The sequence below is a fragment of the Streptomyces sp. NPDC046876 genome, from assembly GCF_040645035.1.
Classification (GTDB): domain Bacteria; phylum Actinomycetota; class Actinomycetes; order Streptomycetales; family Streptomycetaceae; genus Streptomyces.
In genome coordinates this window covers 12510-30741 of record NZ_JBEYXK010000083.1, presented here as the reverse complement: position 1 = coordinate 30741, position 18232 = coordinate 12510, and the positions used below count along the sequence as shown (strand labels likewise).

Sequence of the window (18232 nt, the reverse complement as noted above, 5' to 3'; positions counted from 1 at the left end):
ACGCCCGGTTACATTCCGAACCCGGAAGCTAAGCCTTTCAGCGCCGATGGTACTGCAGGGGGGACCCTGTGGGAGAGTAGGACGCCGCCGAACAATCATTGTGGGAAAGCCCCGCACCAGCTCTGGTGCGGGGCTTTTCTGCGTTTGGCGGCAGGTGCACGGCCGGCTTGTGTTCGATATCCGGGTGCGGGTTGGTTGTGGGCGTGGTTGGATCCGGGCCATGACTCAGCATGTGATTCGGCCCGTGCGGGCTGACGAATGGGAGAAGGTCAAAGAGCTGCGGTTGGCTGCCCTGAGCGACCCCGTGGCTCCTTTGGCCTTCCTGGAGACCGTCGCCCAGGCGGCGGAGAAGCCTGACGGGTTCTGGCAGGACCGGGCTCGGGGAGCCGCCGAAGGGAACGGTGTGCGGCAGTTCGTTGCCGAAGCCCCCGACGGGCGGTGGGACGGGACGGTGACCGTGTTCCTCGAGGAGATCGGGGCCACCGATTTCCTCGAGCAGACCGTCGAGCGCAACCAGGGGCACGTCGTGGGCGTGTTCGTGCGGCCCGAGCAGCGCGGCACGGGGATCACCGATGCCCTGTTCGAGGCCGCACTGGAATGGGCCTGGTCGCGGGAAGAGCCGGCGCTGGAGTGCGTACGGCTCTTCGTGCACGAGGACAACGAGCGGGCCGGGGCCTTCTACCGGCGGTTCGGTTTCGAGCCGAGCGGGCTCGTGATCCCGAAGCCGGGCGACCCGACCTCCAAGGAGCTGGAGTACGTCTTCGCCCGGCCGCAGGGGCAGCCGGGCTAGAGCTGGGGCCAGCGGGCGCGGGCCTGTTCGCGGCTGCGGCACAGCGCCAGCAGGGGGAGGCCGTCCTCCTGGAGGAGGGCGGGGAGCTGGGGGATCGGGGCGACGGCCGCCACGTCCTCCAGGACCAGGGTGAGTGGTGGGTCGAGCCGGCCGTGGGATGACCGTGCGGCCATGCGGCGGCCGTGCTCGACCACGCTGGAGGCGAGTGCGGTGAGCAGCGGCATCGCACCCGGGTGGGTGCGGGGGTCCTCCAAAGGTTCACCCACCACGTAGAGGGTGCCCCCTTCGGTGGCGAACGATGCCAAGGCGAGCGCATCCGTTCGGTTCGGGGTGCAGGCCTCGCGGATGTGGATCGAGCTCAGGGAGGAAAGCGCCCGGGCCGTCAAGTGGTGGGCTTGTTCGCGGCGTTCCGGGTGGGCGGTGAGGGCGCTTTCGAGTTCGCCGGCCGCGCCGGGTGCCGCCTGGGGGTGGGTGCGCAGGATGCGGACCGGGTCCTGGGCGCCCGCGCCCTGGGCCCAGCGGTGGAGCTGCTTGAACGGGCGTTCGTCCAGGGCGGCCGCCTGGAGCCAGCTGCGCAGGAGTGTTTCGGCGGTGTCGGCCACGGCGGCGTCCATGCGGGCCTGCGGTCGTACGGGGGCCAGCAGGGCCGCGGCGCGGGCGGCCGCGGTGTCGCGGTCCGCGCAGGCGTCGGCGGGGTTCCAGTGCATGCGGGCCGGGGTGTCGCACAGGTGCTGCGGGTCGTAGAGGAGGACGGGGCCCAGCTTGGCCCGGGCGTCCTTGGTCTGCGACCAGAGGAGCGGGGAGGACGTGACGACGAGGGCCGCGCCTTCCGCGGCGGTGAGCTGCCGGGCCGCCAGGACGCGGCGCTCCTGGGGGCTTCCGTACGCCAGCCGGTGCGCGGCCGCCGCAGGGGAGGGGCCCGGGGTCGTGGCGTTCGGGGCGTAGCCGAAGCCGTACCGGTACGCGTCGTCCGCAGGGGGAGCCGTGGGTGCGGCGACCGTGGGTGTCGTGGCGGGTGGTGCCGTGGGGTGCGGGACGGGCCGGTGGGGTTCCGTGGGTTCCGGGGCCGGCGGCTGGGCTGCTGTTCCGGCCTGCGTCTCGGGCTGGGGCTGGGGATGGGGCTGCGCCTTGGCCTCGGCCGAGGCCCGCGCCCTGCGGGCCTTCGTACGCGCGATGACGCCGATCACGAAGACGGTCAGGACGAAGAGGACGAGGAGCTGGCCGACGAAGAGGCCCCAGAACAGGCCCCACCCGGACAGGGCCGCCGGGTCGGTGTCGGGCCAGGCGCCCGGGATGTTGTGCGGTTGCGTGACCAGGGCGCGCACGGCCCCCGGGGTGCGGGCGAAGGTGACGGTGCCGGGCCACGAGCCGTGGGCGAGGAGGGCCGATAGGCCGGTGGAGGACCAGACCAGCGCGGCCAGGCCGAGGAGGAAGGCCAGGAGCCCGACCAGGACCCCGTCCGGGACGCCGCCGCTGCCCGGGCCGGCGGGTCCCGGGGCGGTGGCGCCCGTACGTCTCGTGTCGCTCTCGTGCACGGCTAGGCCACCGTGGTCGCGGATCCCGGGCCGCCACCCTGGTGGCGTTCCATGAGCAGGGCGCGCTGCTCCGCCTCCAGTTCGGCCGCCAGCATGTCGTCGGGGAGCGGGTGGTGCGGGGTGGAGGACTCCGTCATGGCGCGGTCGGTGTAGACGAGGGGGCGTTCGGCTTCGGTGATGAGGTGTTTGACCACCTGGACGTTGCCGTTGACGTCCCAGACCGCGATGCCCGGGGTGAGGGTGGGGATGATCTCCACGGCCCAGCGGGGCAGGCCGAGGACGCGGCCGGTGGCGCGTGCCTCGTCGGCCTTCTGGGCGTAGATGGTGCGGGTCGAGGCCATTTTGAGGATGGCCGCGGCCTCGCGGGCGGCCGCTCCGTCGACGACGTCGGAGAGGTGGTGGACGACGGCGACGAAGGACAGGCCGAGGCGCCGGCCGAACTTCAGCAGGCGCTGGAAGAGCTGGGCGACGAAGGGGCTGTTGATGATGTGCCAGGCCTCTTCGACGAGGAAGATGCGCTTCTTGCGGTCGGGGCGGATCCAAGTGTGTTCCAGCCACACGCCGACGATCGCCATCAGGATCGGCATGGCGATGGAGTTGCGGTCGATGTGGGAGAGGTCGAAGACGATGAGCGGGGCGTCGAGGTCGATGCCGACGGTGGTGGGGCCGTCGAACATGCCGCGCAGGTCGCCGTCGACGAGGCGGTCGAGGACGAGGGCGACGTCGAGGCCCCAGGCCCGCACGTCGTCTATGTCGACGTTCATGGCTTCGGCGGAGGCGGCTTCGGGGTGGCGCAGCTGCTCGACGATGTCGGTGAGGACGGGCTGGCGGTCGCGGATGGCGTCGACGACGTAGGCGTGGGCGACCTTCAGGGCGAAGCCGGAGCGCTCGTCGAGGCCGTGGCCCATCGCCACTTCGATGATGGTGCGGAGCAGGGCGAGCTGCCCGGTGGTGGTGATGGCCGGGTCAAGGGGGTTGAGGCGGATCCCGGAGTCGTTGGCGGCGATGGGGTCCAGGCGGATGGGGGTTATCCCCAGCGCTTCCGCGATCAGGTTCCATTCGCCGACGCCGTCCTCGCCCTGGGCGTCGAGGACGACGACCTGGCGGTCGCGGAAGCGGAGCTGGCGCAGGACGTAGGTCTTCTCCAGGGCGGACTTGCCGTTGCCGGACTCGCCGAGGACGAGCCAGTGGGGGGCGGGGAGCTGTTGTCCGTAGAGCTGGAAGGGGTCGTAGATGTAGCCCTTGCCGCTGTAGACCTCGCGGCCGATGATCACGCCGGAGTCGCCGAGTCCGGGAGCGGCGGTGGGCAGGTAGACGGCCTGTGCCTGTCCGGTGGAGGTGCGTACGGGCAGGCGGGTGGTCTCGACCTTGCCGAACAGGAAGCTGGTGAAGGCGTCCGTCAGAGCGGACAGCGGATCTCGCATGGGCGGCCTTTCCCTTCCAGCTAGCGTCGGATGCCGGTGGCGAACGGCAGGGTGTTGACGAAGGCGCGGTGGTGCTCGCGGTCGCACCATTCGAGCTTCAGGTACGACTTGCCGGCCGAGGCGCGGATGGTGCGTTTGTCGCGGGCGAGGGCTTCGGGCGAACGCGAGGACACGGTGATGTACCCGACGAGGTTGACCCCTGCGGCACCGCTGGCGAGATCTTCACCTCTTTGGTCGAGCCGGCCGTGGGCGGCGACGTCGCGCGGGTCGACGGTGCGGTTCATCTTGGCGGCGCGGGAGGCGTCGGCCTCGTCGTTGGTCTTCTCGGTGAGCATGCGCTCGATGGCGATCTCGGTGGGTTCGAGGTCCATGGTGACGGCGACGGTGCGGATCACGTCGGGGGTGTGGACGAGGAGCGGGGCGAGGAAGTTGACGCCGACCGGGGTCATCGGCCACTCCTTGATCCAGGCGGTGGCGTGGCACCAGGGGGCGCGGGTGGAGGACTCGCGGGTCTTGGCCTGGAGGTAGGTGGGTTCGACCGCGTCGAGTTCGGCGGGCCAGGCGTTGCGCTTGGTCATGGCCTGGATGTGGTCGATGGGGTGGTCCGGGTCGTACATGGAGTGCACGAGGGAGGACAGGCGGCTCTGGCCCAGGGGCTGGCGGACGCGGATGTCGGCTTCGGCGAGGCGTGCGCAGATGTCGGTGAGCTCACGGGCCATGACGATGGCGAGGCCGGCGTCGCGGTCGAGTTTGCGGCCCTGGCGGGCGCTGCCGGCGCGGGCGATGGTGTGGGCCTCGGCGGCGAGTTCGCGCGTGTAGTGCATGCAGGCGACGAGGTAGGCGCGGTGCTGCTCGGAGGAGGTGGACACCATCGACTGGAGCTGGTCGTAGGAGTCGCGCAGCCAGGCGGGGGAGGTGGAGTCGCCGCGCTGGGCGACGTCCTTGGCGTGGGCGTCGGGGTCGGCGGGCAGGGTGCGGGCGAGCATCTGCAGGCGGGTGACGAAGCCGTCTCCGTTGGCGACGTGCTTGAGGAGGGTGCCGAAGCGGTCGACGAGGGCTTCCTGGTCCTCGCTGTCGCGCAGGCCGACGCCGGGTCCCTCGATCTCGATGGCCGCAGTGACGGTCCTGCGGTCGGCGTGGAGGAGTACGGCGATCTCGTCGGGGCCGAAGGGGGCGGAGAGCCAGCTGATGCGGCCGATGCCGGGGGGCGGGCCGACCTCGACCTCGCGGCCGTCAGCGGCGCGGGTGCCGGCTTCCATGGCGCCGGAGCGGTACGTGGTGCCCCGGCGCAGGGTGCGCTTGTAGCTGCGGTTGATCTCGAACCACTTGTAGAAGGTGCGGCCGCGGTAGGGCACGTACACGGCGGCGAGCGCGAGCATGGGGAAGCCGGCGAGGGTGACGATGCGCAGGGTGAGGTCGGGGACGAGCAGTCCGCTCATCATGCCGAGGAACGCGCCCGCGATGATCAGGGCGATCTCGCCGCTCTCGCGGTTCTTGCCGACGATCGCGTTCGGCCGGGCGCGGCCGATGAGATACGTGCGGCGGGGCGCGACCGGGTGCAGCTGGTGGGACTGGGTCGTCAACGCCCGTCACCTCCTGTGTTCCTCGTGCTCGAGCTCGTACGGGGCGGGGGTGCGGCGGAGGGGATGGCTCCGCCGCCGTTCCCGCCGCCGCCGGTGGGGCGGCTGCTGTGGGCGGCGACGCCTCCGGAGACCGGGTTGGCGGGGCGGGGGGCGCTGCTTGCGCTGTCGCCGCCGGAGCGGTGGGCGCCGCGGCTGCTGTGGGTCTTGATGCCCTGGGAGACGAGGGAGGCCGGGGAGCTGATGACGGCGGCGGCCTGCGCGCCGTCGGTGGCCTTGCTGCGGCCGGCGCGGGCGGAGGCGATCTCGTCGCCGAAGCCGGGGACGAAGCGGTAGATCATCGCCGAGGCGAAGATCGCCAGGAGGATGATGGCGAGGCCGGAGACGACGGCGGAGAAGGCGTTGGGCCCCTTTTCGCCGGCGAGGGCGCCGGCGAGGCCGAGGACGATGACGATGACCGGCTTCACGAGGATGACGGCGATCATGATGCCGGCCCAGCGGCGGACGTGGCCCCAGAGGTTGCGGTCGACGAGGCCGGCGTAGACGACGACGCCGAGGAGGGCGCCGACGTAGAGCAGGGCGGCCCGGATGAACAGCTCCAGGAACAGCACGCCGGCGGCGAGGACGGTGACGAGCGAGACGACGATCAGCATGATCGGGCCGCCGCCGATGGAGTCGCCCTTCTTGAGGGCTTCGATGAAGGAGCCGAAGAACACGTCGGTCTGGCCGCCGCTCGCGGAGGCGATGACCTCGGTGACGCCGTCGGTGGCGGAGACCACGGTGTAGAGGATCAGGGGGGTGAAGGCGGAGGCGAGGACGGTCAGCCAGAGGAAGCCGACGGCTTCGGAGAGGGCCGTGGCCAGCGGCACGCCGCGGATGGCGCGCTTGGCGACGGCGAGGAGCCACAGGACGAGCGTGAGGATGGTGGACGCCGCGAAGACGATGGCGTACTGCTTGAGGAAGGCGCCGTTGGTGAAGTCGACGTTGGCGGTGCCGTTGATGGCCTTGCTGAGCTCGGTGACGATCCAGGCGGCGGCGTCGGCGCAGCCGCGGGCCAGGGAGGCGAGGGGGTTGAGGGCCTCGGTGGGGTCGCTCGGCGCCAGTCCTGTCCGGGGGGTTCCGCCGGTGGTTGCGCCTTGGCCTCGTTCGCAGTAGTCCTTGGCCGGTCCCCTGATCAGGTCGCAGGGGTTGTTGCTCCCCTGGGGGCTGGGGGTGGGGCTCGGGCTGGCGCCGGGGGTCGTGGGCGTGGCGCTCGGCGTGGGGGTGGCGGCGAGCGCCCGGGTGGCCAGGAGTACGGCTGCCGTCTGCACGGCCGTGACCATGGCCAGGAGCGACAGGTGTGGACGGCTAGCGCGCATAGGTGAACCCCCCGAACTGCGACACGGCGGCGGCCATTTCCTCGGCTGATGAGGCGGTCTGGTCCTGGCCCACCGGCGCCGGGCCGCTCTTCTGCGTGAAGTCGGCGATCCGCCAGTCGCCGTTCACCCAGCGGAGCTCGAAGGTGTTGGTGTACCAGCTCTCCGCGACCGGGTTCTGCGAGCCTTCGCCGGCCAGTCCGAACAGGGTGGAGTGCCACACCGACACGGTGGCGGCGTCGCCGCCGAACTTCTCGACCTTGGTACCCACCGGGTTGGTCCGGGAGATGAAGATCAGGCCCTTGGGGGCCTTGCCGGCGGTATCGAGGCCGAGCCGGGCCAGGAACGTCGGGTCCGTGTAGACGCGGTCGAGGTCGCCTTGGCGGGCGGCCGCGACGTCGGGCGTGTACACGGCCTGGACGATCGCCCGTCTGCGGGCAGGGTCGAACATGCCGTCGGAGCCGAGCGCCACCGCGTAATTGGCGGCGGCCGACTGGGCGCCCTGTTCGTCGTGGGCGAAGCCCTTCGGGATGCCGCCGTTCTTGCCGTCGACCGGGCGGGTGCCGGTGGCGGCTGTGGCGGCCGGCGGGGTGTCCGCGGCGGTGGAGTCGGGGGTGTCGGTATTGCCCGACTGGTTCGCGAACGCGATGGCGGCGATCAGCAGGACGACCACGCCGACGACGGTGATCAGGCTCCGCGAGGCGCGCGGGGTGCGGCGGGGGGCGCCGTACGGGTCGGAGTCGGATTCCGGCAGGCGGGTACGGGTCTGGCCCGTGCCGCCGACGGCCCCGCCGCCGTACTGGTCGTCGTTGCTCATTTCGTGTCCGCCCCCTCCGCGTCGTACGACGGTAGCGCTGGTTCCCGCGTGGATGCGGTCTGGTGAGTCGTCCTCAGGTCGGGATCCGGCGGGCGGTCCCGGCTATACGGCCATTCCGTAGACGATCGTGAACAGCGTGCCGAGGGAGCCGATGATGAAGACCCCGGTGAGTCCGGCCACGATCAGGCCCTTGCCCTGTTCCGCGCTGAACGTGTCGCGCAGGGCGGTGGCGCCGATGCGCTGTTTGGCCGCGCCCCAGATGGCGATGCCGAGGCAGAGGAGGATGGCGACGGCCATGATCACTTCGATCATGACCTTGGCTTCGTTGCCGAGACTGCCGAACGGCCCCCAGTTCGGGGCGATTCCGCCGATGATGGTGGTGATGTCGCCCTTTTCGGCTGCCAGGATCATGTAACTCACCGCCCCTGTACGGGTAGTTCCGGTAGCCCGTGCCGACGGCAGGGGTCACGCACTATCTTCGCTGATGAAACCGCTGTCGTATGTCGACTTGACTGCTCTCTTTACCCGATATCCCGGTACGTGGCCCGCTTGGCGGCTCTGACCTGGACGGGGGCCGCTGTTCGGGTGAACGGGCGGGTGTGTCGCAGGTCCGGCATGGCGGGGTTCGGCAGACCTTCCGTCAGTCGTTCTATCAGTGCAGGTGGTTGACGGCCGCGGGTGCCGCGCGCGGTGTCAGTGCCCCGGGGCACCCTGGACGGATGACGACTGCAACGGTGTGGACCCTGGCGGACCTCCAGGCGGCCATTCGGGCCGGTTGGTCGGCCGAGACCTGCTCGCCCGACGACGTCGATCGGGAGCCCTGGACGCCGGAGAACCCCGCTTGGGGGCACTGCGACATCACGGCGCTGGTGGTGCAGGACCTGATGGGCGGCGGGCTGCTGGTGGGGGAGGTCTGGCTGGACGGCGAGCAGCACGGCTTCCACACGTGGAACGTGTTGCCCGGCGGGATAGAGGTGGACCTGACGCGGGAGCAGTTCCGGCGGGGGCAGGTGGTGACCGAGGGGCGGCTGATGGGGCCGAGGCCGCAGGGGCGGCTGTCGCGGCGGTGGGAGGAGTACCAGCTGCTGCGGCAGCGGGTCGGGGAGCGGCTGGGGCGGCCCCTGGCGTGACGGAGGGGATGGGCGGGCTCCGGGGCTGAGCCCGCGAACCCGTGCCCTGGCGCGTCAGCCCCCGCCGCCGCGTCGGCTCACGCCCAGTGGGCCGGGCGGGTCAGGGTCGTCGGGATCTTGGTGGCGGTGTCGCCCCGGGCGGCGTTCAGCTGGGCCTGGGTGAGGAAGAGGGCGTCGCGCAGGTCGGCGCCGCGCAGGTCGGCGTCGCGGAAGTCCGCGCCGATCAGGTCGGCCAGGCGCAGGTCGGCGCCGCTGAGGTTCGCGGCGATCAGGTACGCGCCGCGCAGGTTGGCGCCGCGCAGGTCGGCGCGGGCCAGGCGGGCGCCCATGAGGTCGGCGCCGCGGTGGTTCTTCCTGCGGCCGGGGGCCTTGGCGCGGACGAGCTCGCTGCTCTCCAGGAGCAGGGTGTTGATCTTCTGGCGCAGGGCGCCGACGTCCAGGCCGGTGAGGGCCTCGGCGTCGGCCGCGGCCCACCGGGTGGTCTCCTCCAGGGCCTCGCGCAGGCCGGGGTGGACGGGGCGGGCAGCGGGGCGGGCGAGGGCCTCGGTGACGTAGAAGAGCAGCTCGTGGAGCTGCCGCATGACGGGGAAGGCCTCGAACATCGCTACGGCGGTGCCGGGGTGGGTGCGCCAGTCGCGGCCGCCGAAGGTGACCTGGGAGACCTGCTGGCCGGCGCCGAAGCAGTCGAAGGTGGTGCAGCCCTGGAAGCCCTTGTCGCGCAGCCGGGTGTGGATGCCGCAGCGGAAGTCCTGGCGGAGGTTCTTGCAGGGGGTGCCGGCGGCTTTGTTGACGGCGAAGTCGTTGGACTTGGCGAAGGGCAGGGCCACGCAGCACAGGGCGAAGCAGTTGGCGCAGTCGGCGTGCAGGTGGGGCTGGGGCTGCTGGTGCGGGGGCAGGTCAGAGGTGGTGGACACCCCTCCATTGTGAGGGCAGCGCCGAAGGGGGCTTGATCGGGCGGGCGGGGGCGGTGAGCATCCGTGCATGACAGAAGTGATCGCAGTTGCCGTCATCACCGTCCTCGCCGTGATCAGTCCCGGCGCCGATTTCGCCATGGTCGTCCGCAACAGCTACCTGTACGGGCGGCCCACCGGGCTGTTCGCCGCGGCCGGGGTCGCGGCGGGCGTGCTGGTGCACGTCTCGTACACGATGCTCGGGGTCGGTCTGCTGATCGCGTCCTCGACGGCCCTGTTCACGGCGATCAAGCTGGCGGGCGCGGCGTACCTGGTGTGGATCGGGATCCGTACGTTCCGGGCGCGGGCCGACTTGACGGTGGACCTGGAGTCGAAGCCGCAGCTGACGCGGGTCGGGGCGCTGCGGTCCGGTTTCCTGACGAACGTGCTCAATCCGAAGACCACCCTGTTCGTGGTGTCGACGTTCACGCAGGTGGTGGGGCCCGAGACGCCGGTGTGGCAGCAGGCGGGGTACGGGCTGTTCATGTCGGCGGCGCACCTGGGCTGGTTCGGTGCGGTGGCTCTGTTCTTCTCGAACGCGCGCCTGCGGGACCGGATGCTCAAGGCGCAGAAGGCGCTGAACCGGGCGATCGGTTCGGTGCTGGTGGGGCTGGGGGTGGGGCTGGGCTTCGCCCGCTGAACCGCCGATCGGGCGGGTGCAAGGCTCTGGCGGTGGGGGGTTACCGGCGGGTAGCGTCTCGGGCATGGCGTTCTTCGAGCGGATCAGTGCGCAGCGGTTCCTGGCCACCGAGTACACCCGCGGGCCCTGGGACGCGGGCGCGCAGCACGCGGGCCCGCCGGCCGCGCTGCTCGGGCGGGCGGTCGAGGAGCGGCCGGGGGCGCGCAGCGACATGCGGATCGCGCGGATCACGTACGAGATCCTGCGGCCGGTGCCGATCGGCCCGGTGCAGACCACCACCCGCGTGCTGCGGGCCGGGCGCAGCACCGAGGTGGTGGAGGCCGAGCTCGTACCGCAGGGGGCGAGTGCGCCGGCGATGCTGGCGCGGGCGCTGCGGATCCGGGTGGCCGAGGGCGCGGACGCGGTGCCGGCGGTGGCGGCGGGCCCGCAGCTGCCGCCGCCCGGGGAGGTGGGGGTGACGCCGTTCTTCCCGGTGCCGTGGGAGACGGGCTACCACACGGCGATGGAGACCCGGTTCACCGAGGGCGCGTTCGTGGAGCCGGGGCCGGGCACGTGCTGGATGCGGATGAAGGTGCCGCTGATCGCCGGGGAGGAGACCAGGCCGCTGGACCGGGTGCTGGTCGCCGCCGATTCGGGCAACGGGATCAGCGCGGTGATGGACTTCGGGCGGTACGTCTTCGTCAACAGCGACCTGAGCGTGCACCTGCACCGCCACCCGGCGGGCGAGTGGGCCTGCGTCCAGGCGCGTACGAGCGTGGACGCGGCCGGGATCGGCCTCGCCGACGCCGTCCTGCACGACGAGAAGGGGCCCATCGGGCGGAGCGCGCAGAGCCTGTTCGTCGCGCCGCGTTCCTAGACCGCGTTCCTAGACCGCCTTCCTAGCCCGCGTTCCCAGCCGCATTCCCGGCCCCGTTCCCGGCCGCGTTCCCGGCCGCGTTCCCGGCCGCGTTCCTGGTCAACCCGCTTGCGGGGCAGGGAAGTCGGTGTGGCAGGCTCGGTTCAATGGAGCCGCTGAGAGACGTCGACCCCGCCCACATCGGAGCGCATGCACTGCTGGCCCGGCTCGGCGCCGGCGGCATGGGGCAGGTCTACCTCGCGCGTTCCCCGGGCGGGCGGCTGGTGGCGGTGAAGGTGATCCGCGAGGAGATCACCGGTCATCCGGAGGCCCTCTCCCGGTTCCGGCGCGAGGCCGAGACGGTGCGGGCGGTGCGGTCGGCGTACACGGCGAACCTGATCGACGCCTCGCTGGCGGCGCCCCCGTTCTGGCTGGCGACCGAGTACGTGGCGGGGCCGACGCTGGGTCATGCCGTCGCGCAGCGGGGCGCTCTGCCGGCGGACACCTGCCGCAGGCTGTTCGCGGCGCTCGCGGAGGGGCTCGCGAGCGTGCACGCGTACGGGGTGACGCACCGGGACTTCAAGCCGCAGAACGTGATCCTGGGCGCGCAGGGCCCGCAGCTGATCGACTTCGGGATCGCGCGGGGCGTGGGCGAGACGGCGCTGACCCAGGACGGGCAGGCGCCGGGCACCCCGGGCTACACGGCGCCGGAGGTGCTGCTGGGCGGCGAGGCGGGGGCCGCGGCGGACGTGTTCGCGCTGGGGGCGGCGCTGGCGTACGCGGCGACGGGGCGGCCGCCGTTCGGGACGGGCGTGGCGGCGACGGTGAGCTACCGGGCGGTCCACGAGCCGGTGGACGTGGCGGGGGTGGAGCCGGGGCTGGCGGCCCTGATCGAGGCCTGCACCGCCAAGGACCCGGCGCAGCGGCCGGACCTGCCCGAGGTGATCTCCCGGTGCGGGGTGCGGGACGCGCTGGTGGACGATCCGGTCTACGTGGGGCTGGGGGCGCTGGGCGAGGCGGTGCCGCTGCACGAGATGCGGACGCAGGGGCCGGGCATGCCGGTGCCGGGGTACACGCCGACCGGCCACGCGGGGGCGACGGTGCCTGCGCCGCCCGCGCGGCGGGGCCGGACCGCGGCCTGGGTGGCCGCGGGGGCGGCCCTGGCGGTGGTGGGGGGCGTGGCCGTGTGGCAGCTGGCGCCGGGCGGCGGTCGCGACGCGGCCGGCGGCCAGGGCGGCGGGTCGGCCGGCCAGACGCCCGCCGGCCAGACGCCGGCCGGCCAGGCCCCCGCCGCCCAGACGCCCGCCGCGCAGACCCCGGGCGGCGCATCGCCCTCCCCGGCCGGCCCGCCGACGTTCATCAAGCAGACGGCCCCGAACCTGGACGACTACAACCCGCTCCAGAGCCAGTGCCACAACCCCGTGCCCGAGGAGGCCCCGCTCGGCGACTTCCAGAGCTCGATCACGCTGGCCTCCGAGGACTACCTGCACGAGCTCAAGCCGGGCCAGGTCCGGATCGGTTATCGGATGAAGTACGAGCTGCCGGACGCGCCGCCGTACTACGTGTCCGTCGTCGTCAAGCCGCAGCACGAGGTCGACGCGAGCGGCCGGTCCACGCAGGTGACCGCGAACCGGCAGCTCGGTTTCGTCGCCAAGGCGCGGGACGTCTACGAGGGTGACGAACTCCAGTGGAAATACGTCGTATATCCCGATGATTTCTCGATGGAGTTGGACGGGAAGAGGGTCAAGGCGCCGCCGCTGGCGCAGGATCCGGGGGGATGGACGGTGGTGTACCGGCATGCCGTCTCCGACGTGCAGCACAAGAGCGTGTGGTGCCGCGGATTCGACTTTGTGGCAGAAAAGGGATGATTCCGACACGTACCGGTGAATCCCTGTGAAAGTCTGCTCGATGGGGGAGGGTTGACGGGTGCGCAGGTTCTGGGTGATCAGCGGGATCGGTTTTGCGGCGTGTCTGAGCTTCGTGGCCCTGCTCCTCGTCGGTACGTACTCGGCGGCCGCGGGCATCGCGAGCGGCGGCGGCCGCGCCGTGGGCCTGGCCAAGGGGGCCGTGCCCGCGAAGTACCAGGCGCTGGTGCAGAAGTGGGGAGTGCTGTGCCCCACGCTGACGCCGGCGGTCCTGGCAGCGCAGCTGTACTCGGAGAGCGGCTGGAACCCGACGATCGTCAGCCCGGCCGATGCCCGCGGCATCGCCCAGTTCATCCCGGGCACGTGGGCCGTCCACGGCATCGACGGCGACGGCGACGGGGACCGGGACATCTGGGACCCCAACGATGCCATCCCCTCGGCGGCTTCGTACGACTGCGAGCTGGCCAAGGACGTCAAGAACGTGCCCGGCGACGCGGTCGGCAACATGCTCGCGGCGTACAACGCGGGTCCCGGTGCGGTCCTCCAGTACCGCGGCGTGCCCCCGTTCCGCGAGACCCAGGGATACGTGAAGGCCATCACGACCCTGGCCAAGAGCTTCGAGAAGCCGGTCGGGCGGGTGGCGCCCTCGCAGCAGGCGGCCGGGGCCATCTACTTCGCGCAGAAGCAGCTGGGCACCCCGTACCTGTGGGGCGGAAACGGTACGGCCGACCAGGACTACCGGTTCGACTGCTCGGGGCTGACCAAGGCCGCGTACGAGTCGGTCGGGATCGAGCTGCCGCGCGTGGCCAACGACCAGTACAACGCCGGATCGCATCCCTCGCGCTCCGAACTCCTCCCCGGAGACCTGGTGTTCTTCTCCAATGATCTGAACAATTCCCGGGAGATCCACCACGTCGGGCTCTACGTGGGCGGGGGTTACATGATCAACGCCCCGTACACCGGCGCCGTGATCCGCTTCGACAAGATCGATGCCCCGGACTACTTCGGCGCGACGCGGGTCACCAAGGACGGGGCCGAGGCCCTTCCGGACCGCACCGCCGGAGCCAAAACCCCTTAGCAGCACCGGCTGGTCACGCTCCGTCAGGCGCAGGCCCTGAGCTGCGGCGACCCATCACTCTTGGATAACGTTGCGGTGATCATTCCGTGGAGAGTGGAACCAGTCCGTCAGAACGGGCGTTCCATGGTCACGGGGAGGGATCGCAAGGGGGGGTTCGCGGGGCGCACACACCGGTGCGCCCACTGGGGACCGAGCAAGGGCAAGGGGCCGCATCGCCATGGTTGCACTCACAACCGGTGGTCCGAACGTGGACGTCAGCCTGCTGTACGACGTCAATGCGCTGGCCCGGCACGCCCCGGCCGGTGTGGACCGGGCCGTCGCCCTGGTCAGTTCGTACGGCATCCCCCTGCTCCTGGTCCTCCTCGTCCTGTGGTGCTGGCGCGGCGCGCGCCGGCAGGAGGAGACCACGGCCGTCGAGTCGTTCGCCGCCCTGGTGTGGGCGCCGCTCGCCGCCGGCCTCGCGCTGGTGGTGAACGTCCCGCTGCGCCGGCTGGTCGCCCGCCCCCGCCCGTACCTCCAGCACGACGGGCTCGACGTCCTCCAGGGCGGCCCGGCCCACGGTCACTTCTCCTTCGTCAGCGACCACGCCACCCTCGCGATGGCCCTGGCCGTCGGCCTGTTCGTCGCCCACCGCAGGCTGGGCCTCCTCGGGATCGGCCTCGCCCTCCTCGAGGGCCTCAGCCGCCTCTACCTCGGCCTCCACTACCCCACCGACGTCATCGGCGGCTTCGCTCTCGGCACCGCCGTCGTCCTCGTCCTCGCCCCGCTCGCCATGGCGCTGCTGACCCCGGTGGTGCGCGCCGCGGCCCGCTCCCCGCGCGCCGCCCGGCTGGTACGGGCCGCGCACCTGCCCCGGCCCTGCCCGGTGGACCTCGCGCAGGAGCGGGCGGCGCCGGGCGGCTCCCGTACGCACGAGAGCGACCTCGCCGCCTGAGGCGCCGGGGGCCCGCCCCGAGCCCGAGCCCGAGCCAGAGCCGGATCAGGATCCGGGCGCCCCGTCAGGGACGGGCGTACGCATGCCAGACGCTCATCAGCAGCGCCGCCAGCAGGCACAGCCCCGCCGCCCCGAAACACAGCCGCACCGCCGTCGGGCGGGACCGCGGTGTCACCGGCCGCCGCCGTCGGCCCGACGGGCGGCCTCGTCTGCACCGGCCGCCTGCGCCCGCGCCTCCGCCTCGGCCTCGCGGCGGTAGCGGGAGCGCAGCCACAGGCCGGTGACCACGGCCGCCGCGGTGGTCAGCCCGATGGCCAGGGCCACATCGGCCGGGCCGTCCGCCGAGCCCGTGGGCCGGGCCGAGGCCGCGGCGGCGGGGGTCAGCGCGATGAGCAGGGCCCAGAACAGGGCGGCGACGCGGGGTGCGGATCCTGGCATGAACCCAGCGCAGCCGCTCGCGGTCGGCCCGGCCAGCGGGGAGTGTCCGAACGGGCGACGGCGCAGGCCCTGCCCGCCCTACCCGGCGGCGCCCTACCCGGCGGCGCCCTACCCGGCGGCGTGCCGGGCGGCGTCCTGGCGGGCCAGATCGCGGGAGCGGCGCGCCGGGCCCTTCCAGCCGCAGGTGCAGACGGCCAGGCAGAACGAGCCGCGCTCGGTGGTGCTGGTGGTGTGTCCGGGGACGGGCTGCTCCATGGGGCGGGGCAGCGGCAGGGAGGCAAGCGGAGGTGCGGGCGATGCCTTCGTATGCGGATCCACCCCACCACGGTACCGGGGGCCGCGGCTGGTCCGGGAGCTCGGCGGCCCGTGACGGGAAACCGCGGACCTCGTTAACCGGAGCGGGTGGGGGCCTCGGGCAAACAGCGGTCATGCGTTGGGGGTTGGCAGGCGATGGTGGTGCACCAGCACGGGCAGCGGCGCGGGCGTGCGGCGGGCGAGGCGGTGCTCGCCGTCGGCGTGGCCGCGGCCATCGCCGCGATGAGCGGGTGCGGCGGCTCCGCCTCGGCCGGCGACGACCGGCCGCCCGCCGATCCGGCGGCCGCGGTCCGTGCGGCCGCCGATGCGCTCACCAGGGCCGGCAGCGCCCAGGCCCGTACGGCGATGGAGATGGCCACCGGCGGCACCAGGGTCACCATCCGGGGCGAGGGCGGCGTCGACTTCAAGAACCGGATGGGCCAGCTCCTGGTCATGCTGCCCGCCGACGCGGCCGGGAAGGAGGAGCACCGGCCCATCACCGAGCTGCTCGTCCCCGGCGCCCTGTACATGAAGAACCGGGGCGCGGGCGTGCCCGACGACAAGTGGGTCCGCGTCGACACCACGACCCTGGCGGACGGGAACCTGGTCACGGGAGGGGCGACCGACCCGCTGGCCGCGGCCGAGCTGCTGCGCGGGGCGCAGGAGGTCCGCTACCTCGGCGAGACCGATCTCGCGGGCACCAAAGTGCGCCACTACCAGGGGACCACGGACATCGGGCGGGCCGCGCAAAGCGCCTCCCCGGGGGTCAAGGGAGCCTTGGAGGCCGCGGCGAAAGGGTTCGCCAAGGACACCGTGCCCTTCGACGCCTACCTCGACCAGGAGGGGCGGCTGCGGAAGGTCCGGCACCGGTTCTCGTATGTCAACAATGGCGTGATCGATGTCTCCTCCACCACGCTGCTGTACGGATTCGGGACGCCGGTGAGCGTCCTATTGCCCGCAAGCAGGGATATTTACGCCGGGAAGATCGCCGAATAGCCGGTCGGGCGGTCCCGGGGCGGCGCGATCGGACCATGGCGGGGTAGCCGGAAATGGTCCATCCGTGTCATGCGCACCGCGCCCGGCCCTCCCTAGGCTGGGAAACCGTACGCCCATGTCCGATGGCGGCAGATTGAGGTGACACGCGTGACTCCCGCTGGCGGTACGACGGTGCAGGACCACGTGGCGCTCGCCGAGATCGAACTGTGCGGCGAGCTGATCATCGCGGCCTCCGCGGCGGACGAGGAGCGGCTCAGCCAGGACCGGATCGACGAGGTCCTGATGGGCCTGGGGCTGTAAGGCCCGCCGGCGCCGCGCCCCACCGAGCCGCGGCCCCGCCGCCGTCCCGCCCCCTGCCCCGCCGGCTACGCCCCTGGCCGTCCGTGGACCGCCCCTCAGGTCCGCAGCAGCCGGGCGATCGCCTTCGTGGCCTCCTCGACCTTGGCGTCGATCTCGGTGCCGCCCTTGACGGCCGCGTCGGCGACGCAGTGCCTCAGGTGCTCCTCCAGGAGCTGCAGCGCGAAGGACTGCAGTGCCTTCGTGCTGGCCGAGACCTGGGTGAGTATGTCGATGCAGTACACGTCCTCGTCGACGAGCCGCTGCAGGCCGCGGATCTGCCCCTCGATCCGGCGGAGCCGCTTGAGGTGCTCGTCCTTGCGGTGGTGATACCCGTGCACCGGCGCTTCAGGGGCCGTACCGGGGGCGACAGCGGCTCCGGAGCCTTCCGCCTCGATGGCCGTCATGGGGATCCTCCCGTGGTCCGGACGAGGGGGTGCAATCCTGGTGCATACCCCTCATGGGTATAGGATACCGGGCCCCGGCCGCGACGGCAGGGGCCCGCAGGCTCACTGTGCCTGATGGATGAAACCCTGGGACCGCCGGTTAGCCGTGGCCGGGCGATGCGCCTAGCATCAGCCTGACCGAATCCGATGCACCCCGAGGACCACACGTGCGATTTCGTCTGACCCCCAGGGAGACGAGCTTCTACGACATGTTCGCCGCATCCGCGGACAACATCGTCACGGGCTCCAAGCTCCTGATGGAACTGCTCGGAGCGGATCCCTCCGCCCGGGCCGAGATCGCGGAGCGGATGCGTGCGGCCGAGCACGCGGGAGACGACGCCACCCACGCGATCTTCCACCAGCTGAACTCCTCGTTCATCACGCCGTTCGACCGCGAGGACATCTACTCCCTCGCCTCGTCGCTCGACGACATCATGGACTTCATGGAGGAGGCCGTCGACCTGGTCGTCCTCTACAACATCGAGGAGCTCCCCAAGGGCGTCGAGCAGCAGATCGAGGTCCTGGCGCGGGCGGCGGAGCTGACCGCCGAGGCCATGCCGCACCTGCGCACGATGGACAACCTCACCGAGTACTGGATCGAGGTCAACCGCCTCGAGAACCAGGCCGACCAGATCCACCGCAAGCTGCTCGCCCACCTCTTCAACGGCAAGTACGACGCGATCGAGGTGCTCAAGCTCAAGCAGATCGTCGATGTGCTCGAAGAGGCCGCGGACGCGTTCGAGCACGTCGCGAACACGGTGGAGACCATCGCGGTCAAGGAGTCCTGAA

General features: G+C 72.0%; 20 protein-coding genes and 1 rRNA gene. 11 read left to right on the top strand and 10 right to left on the bottom strand.

Features of this window, described 5'->3' with window-relative positions; translation table 11 throughout:
• Both rrf and ABZ924_RS30050 read left to right on the top strand, forming a co-directional pair.
• Positions 1-93: ribosomal RNA gene (gene rrf / locus ABZ924_RS30055) — 5S ribosomal RNA — on the top strand; the annotation flags it as partial.
• Between the two features lie 127 nt (positions 94-220).
• Positions 221-790 carry a GNAT family N-acetyltransferase gene (locus tag ABZ924_RS30050; protein ID WP_361916573.1) on the top strand — a complete coding sequence of 190 codons (570 nt, stop codon included), beginning with the start codon at positions 221-223 and terminating at the stop codon, positions 788-790.
• On the opposite strand, the gene ABZ924_RS30045 is transcribed toward ABZ924_RS30050, so the two are convergent.
• The 6 genes from ABZ924_RS30045 to ABZ924_RS30020 all read right to left on the bottom strand — a co-directional run bounded on the left by ABZ924_RS30045 (position 787) and on the right by ABZ924_RS30020 (position 7912).
• Positions 787-2325 carry a type VI secretion protein gene (locus ABZ924_RS30045; protein ID WP_361916570.1) on the bottom strand — a complete coding sequence of 513 codons (1539 nt, stop codon included), beginning with the start codon at positions 2323-2325 and terminating at the stop codon, positions 787-789. The two genes, ABZ924_RS30050 and ABZ924_RS30045, sit on opposite strands and share 4 nt — an antisense overlap.
• A 2-nt stretch (positions 2326-2327) precedes the next feature.
• Positions 2328-3749: an ATP-binding protein gene (locus tag ABZ924_RS30040; protein WP_361916567.1), complete on the bottom strand. Its 1422-nt coding sequence runs from the start codon at positions 3747-3749 to the stop codon at positions 2328-2330.
• Between the two features lie 20 nt (positions 3750-3769).
• Positions 3770-5332 carry an SCO6880 family protein gene (locus ABZ924_RS30035; RefSeq protein WP_361916564.1) on the bottom strand — a complete coding sequence of 521 codons (1563 nt, stop codon included), beginning with the start codon at positions 5330-5332 and terminating at the stop codon, positions 3770-3772.
• Positions 5329-6687, bottom strand: a complete 1359-nt coding sequence (locus tag ABZ924_RS30030) for a hypothetical protein (protein WP_361916562.1) — start codon at positions 6685-6687, stop codon at positions 5329-5331. Before ABZ924_RS30030 ends, ABZ924_RS30035 begins: the two co-directional genes overlap by 4 nt.
• On the bottom strand, positions 6677-7501 hold the full coding sequence (locus ABZ924_RS30025; protein ID WP_361916560.1) for a hypothetical protein: 825 nt from the start codon (positions 7499-7501) through the stop codon (positions 6677-6679). Before ABZ924_RS30025 ends, ABZ924_RS30030 begins: the two co-directional genes overlap by 11 nt.
• Positions 7502-7603: 102 nt before the next feature.
• A complete protein-coding gene (locus ABZ924_RS30020; RefSeq protein ID WP_042818271.1) occupies positions 7604-7912 on the bottom strand; it encodes a hypothetical protein in 309 nt (102 codons plus the stop codon).
• 308 nt (positions 7913-8220) lie between these two features.
• On the opposite strand from ABZ924_RS30020, the gene ABZ924_RS30015 reads away from it, so the two are divergent.
• Positions 8221-8631 carry a hypothetical protein gene (locus ABZ924_RS30015; RefSeq protein WP_361916557.1) on the top strand — a complete coding sequence of 137 codons (411 nt, stop codon included), beginning with the start codon at positions 8221-8223 and terminating at the stop codon, positions 8629-8631.
• Between the two features lie 77 nt (positions 8632-8708).
• Here the strand turns inward: ABZ924_RS30015 and ABZ924_RS30010 are convergent, their stop codons facing one another.
• Positions 8709-9545, bottom strand: coding sequence for a pentapeptide repeat-containing protein (locus ABZ924_RS30010; RefSeq protein ID WP_361916554.1), 837 nt, complete (start codon positions 9543-9545; stop codon positions 8709-8711).
• A gap of 67 nt (positions 9546-9612) precedes the next feature.
• On the opposite strand from ABZ924_RS30010, the gene ABZ924_RS30005 reads away from it, so the two are divergent.
• The 5 genes from ABZ924_RS30005 to ABZ924_RS29985 all read left to right on the top strand — a co-directional run bounded on the left by ABZ924_RS30005 (position 9613) and on the right by ABZ924_RS29985 (position 14933).
• Positions 9613-10221 carry a LysE family transporter gene (locus ABZ924_RS30005; RefSeq protein WP_361916551.1) on the top strand — a complete coding sequence of 203 codons (609 nt, stop codon included), beginning with the start codon at positions 9613-9615 and terminating at the stop codon, positions 10219-10221.
• Positions 10222-10285: 64 nt separating this feature from the next.
• On the top strand, positions 10286-11077 hold the full coding sequence (locus ABZ924_RS30000) for a thioesterase family protein (protein ID WP_361916548.1): 792 nt from the start codon (positions 10286-10288) through the stop codon (positions 11075-11077).
• Between the two features lie 146 nt (positions 11078-11223).
• The gene (locus ABZ924_RS29995) at positions 11224-12924 is read left to right on the top strand and encodes a serine/threonine-protein kinase (RefSeq protein ID WP_361916545.1); all 1701 of its coding nucleotides are present in this window, start codon (positions 11224-11226) and stop codon (positions 12922-12924) included.
• Between the two features lie 58 nt (positions 12925-12982).
• A complete protein-coding gene (locus tag ABZ924_RS29990; protein ID WP_361916542.1) occupies positions 12983-13999 on the top strand; it encodes a bifunctional lytic transglycosylase/C40 family peptidase in 1017 nt (338 codons plus the stop codon).
• 217 nt (positions 14000-14216) lie between these two features.
• Positions 14217-14933, top strand: a complete 717-nt coding sequence (locus ABZ924_RS29985) for a phosphatase PAP2 family protein (protein WP_361916539.1) — start codon at positions 14217-14219, stop codon at positions 14931-14933.
• A 171-nt stretch (positions 14934-15104) separates the two neighbouring features.
• Here ABZ924_RS29985 and ABZ924_RS29980 read toward each other — a convergent pair whose 3' ends face one another.
• On the bottom strand, positions 15105-15371 hold the full coding sequence (locus ABZ924_RS29980; RefSeq protein ID WP_361916536.1) for a hypothetical protein: 267 nt from the start codon (positions 15369-15371) through the stop codon (positions 15105-15107).
• Positions 15372-15479: 108 nt separating this feature from the next.
• Positions 15480-15689, bottom strand: a complete 210-nt coding sequence (locus tag ABZ924_RS29975; protein ID WP_361916533.1) for a hypothetical protein — start codon at positions 15687-15689, stop codon at positions 15480-15482.
• Between the two features lie 132 nt (positions 15690-15821).
• Here ABZ924_RS29975 and ABZ924_RS29970 point away from each other — a divergent pair, with 132 nt between their 5' ends.
• A complete protein-coding gene (locus ABZ924_RS29970; protein WP_361916530.1) occupies positions 15822-16661 on the top strand; it encodes a hypothetical protein in 840 nt (279 codons plus the stop codon).
• Between the two features lie 147 nt (positions 16662-16808).
• Positions 16809-16961 (top strand): hypothetical protein, encoded by a 153-nt coding sequence (locus ABZ924_RS29965; protein WP_165937309.1) that lies wholly within the window; start codon positions 16809-16811, stop codon positions 16959-16961.
• A 95-nt stretch (positions 16962-17056) separates the two neighbouring features.
• Here the strand turns inward: ABZ924_RS29965 and ABZ924_RS29960 are convergent, their stop codons facing one another.
• The gene (locus tag ABZ924_RS29960; protein WP_361916527.1) at positions 17057-17404 is read right to left on the bottom strand and encodes a metal-sensitive transcriptional regulator; all 348 of its coding nucleotides are present in this window, start codon (positions 17402-17404) and stop codon (positions 17057-17059) included.
• A gap of 206 nt (positions 17405-17610) precedes the next feature.
• On the opposite strand from ABZ924_RS29960, the gene ABZ924_RS29955 reads away from it, so the two are divergent.
• Positions 17611-18231, top strand: a complete 621-nt coding sequence (locus tag ABZ924_RS29955) for a DUF47 family protein (RefSeq protein WP_361916524.1) — start codon at positions 17611-17613, stop codon at positions 18229-18231.
• The last annotated feature ends 1 nt before the right edge of the window (position 18232 follow it).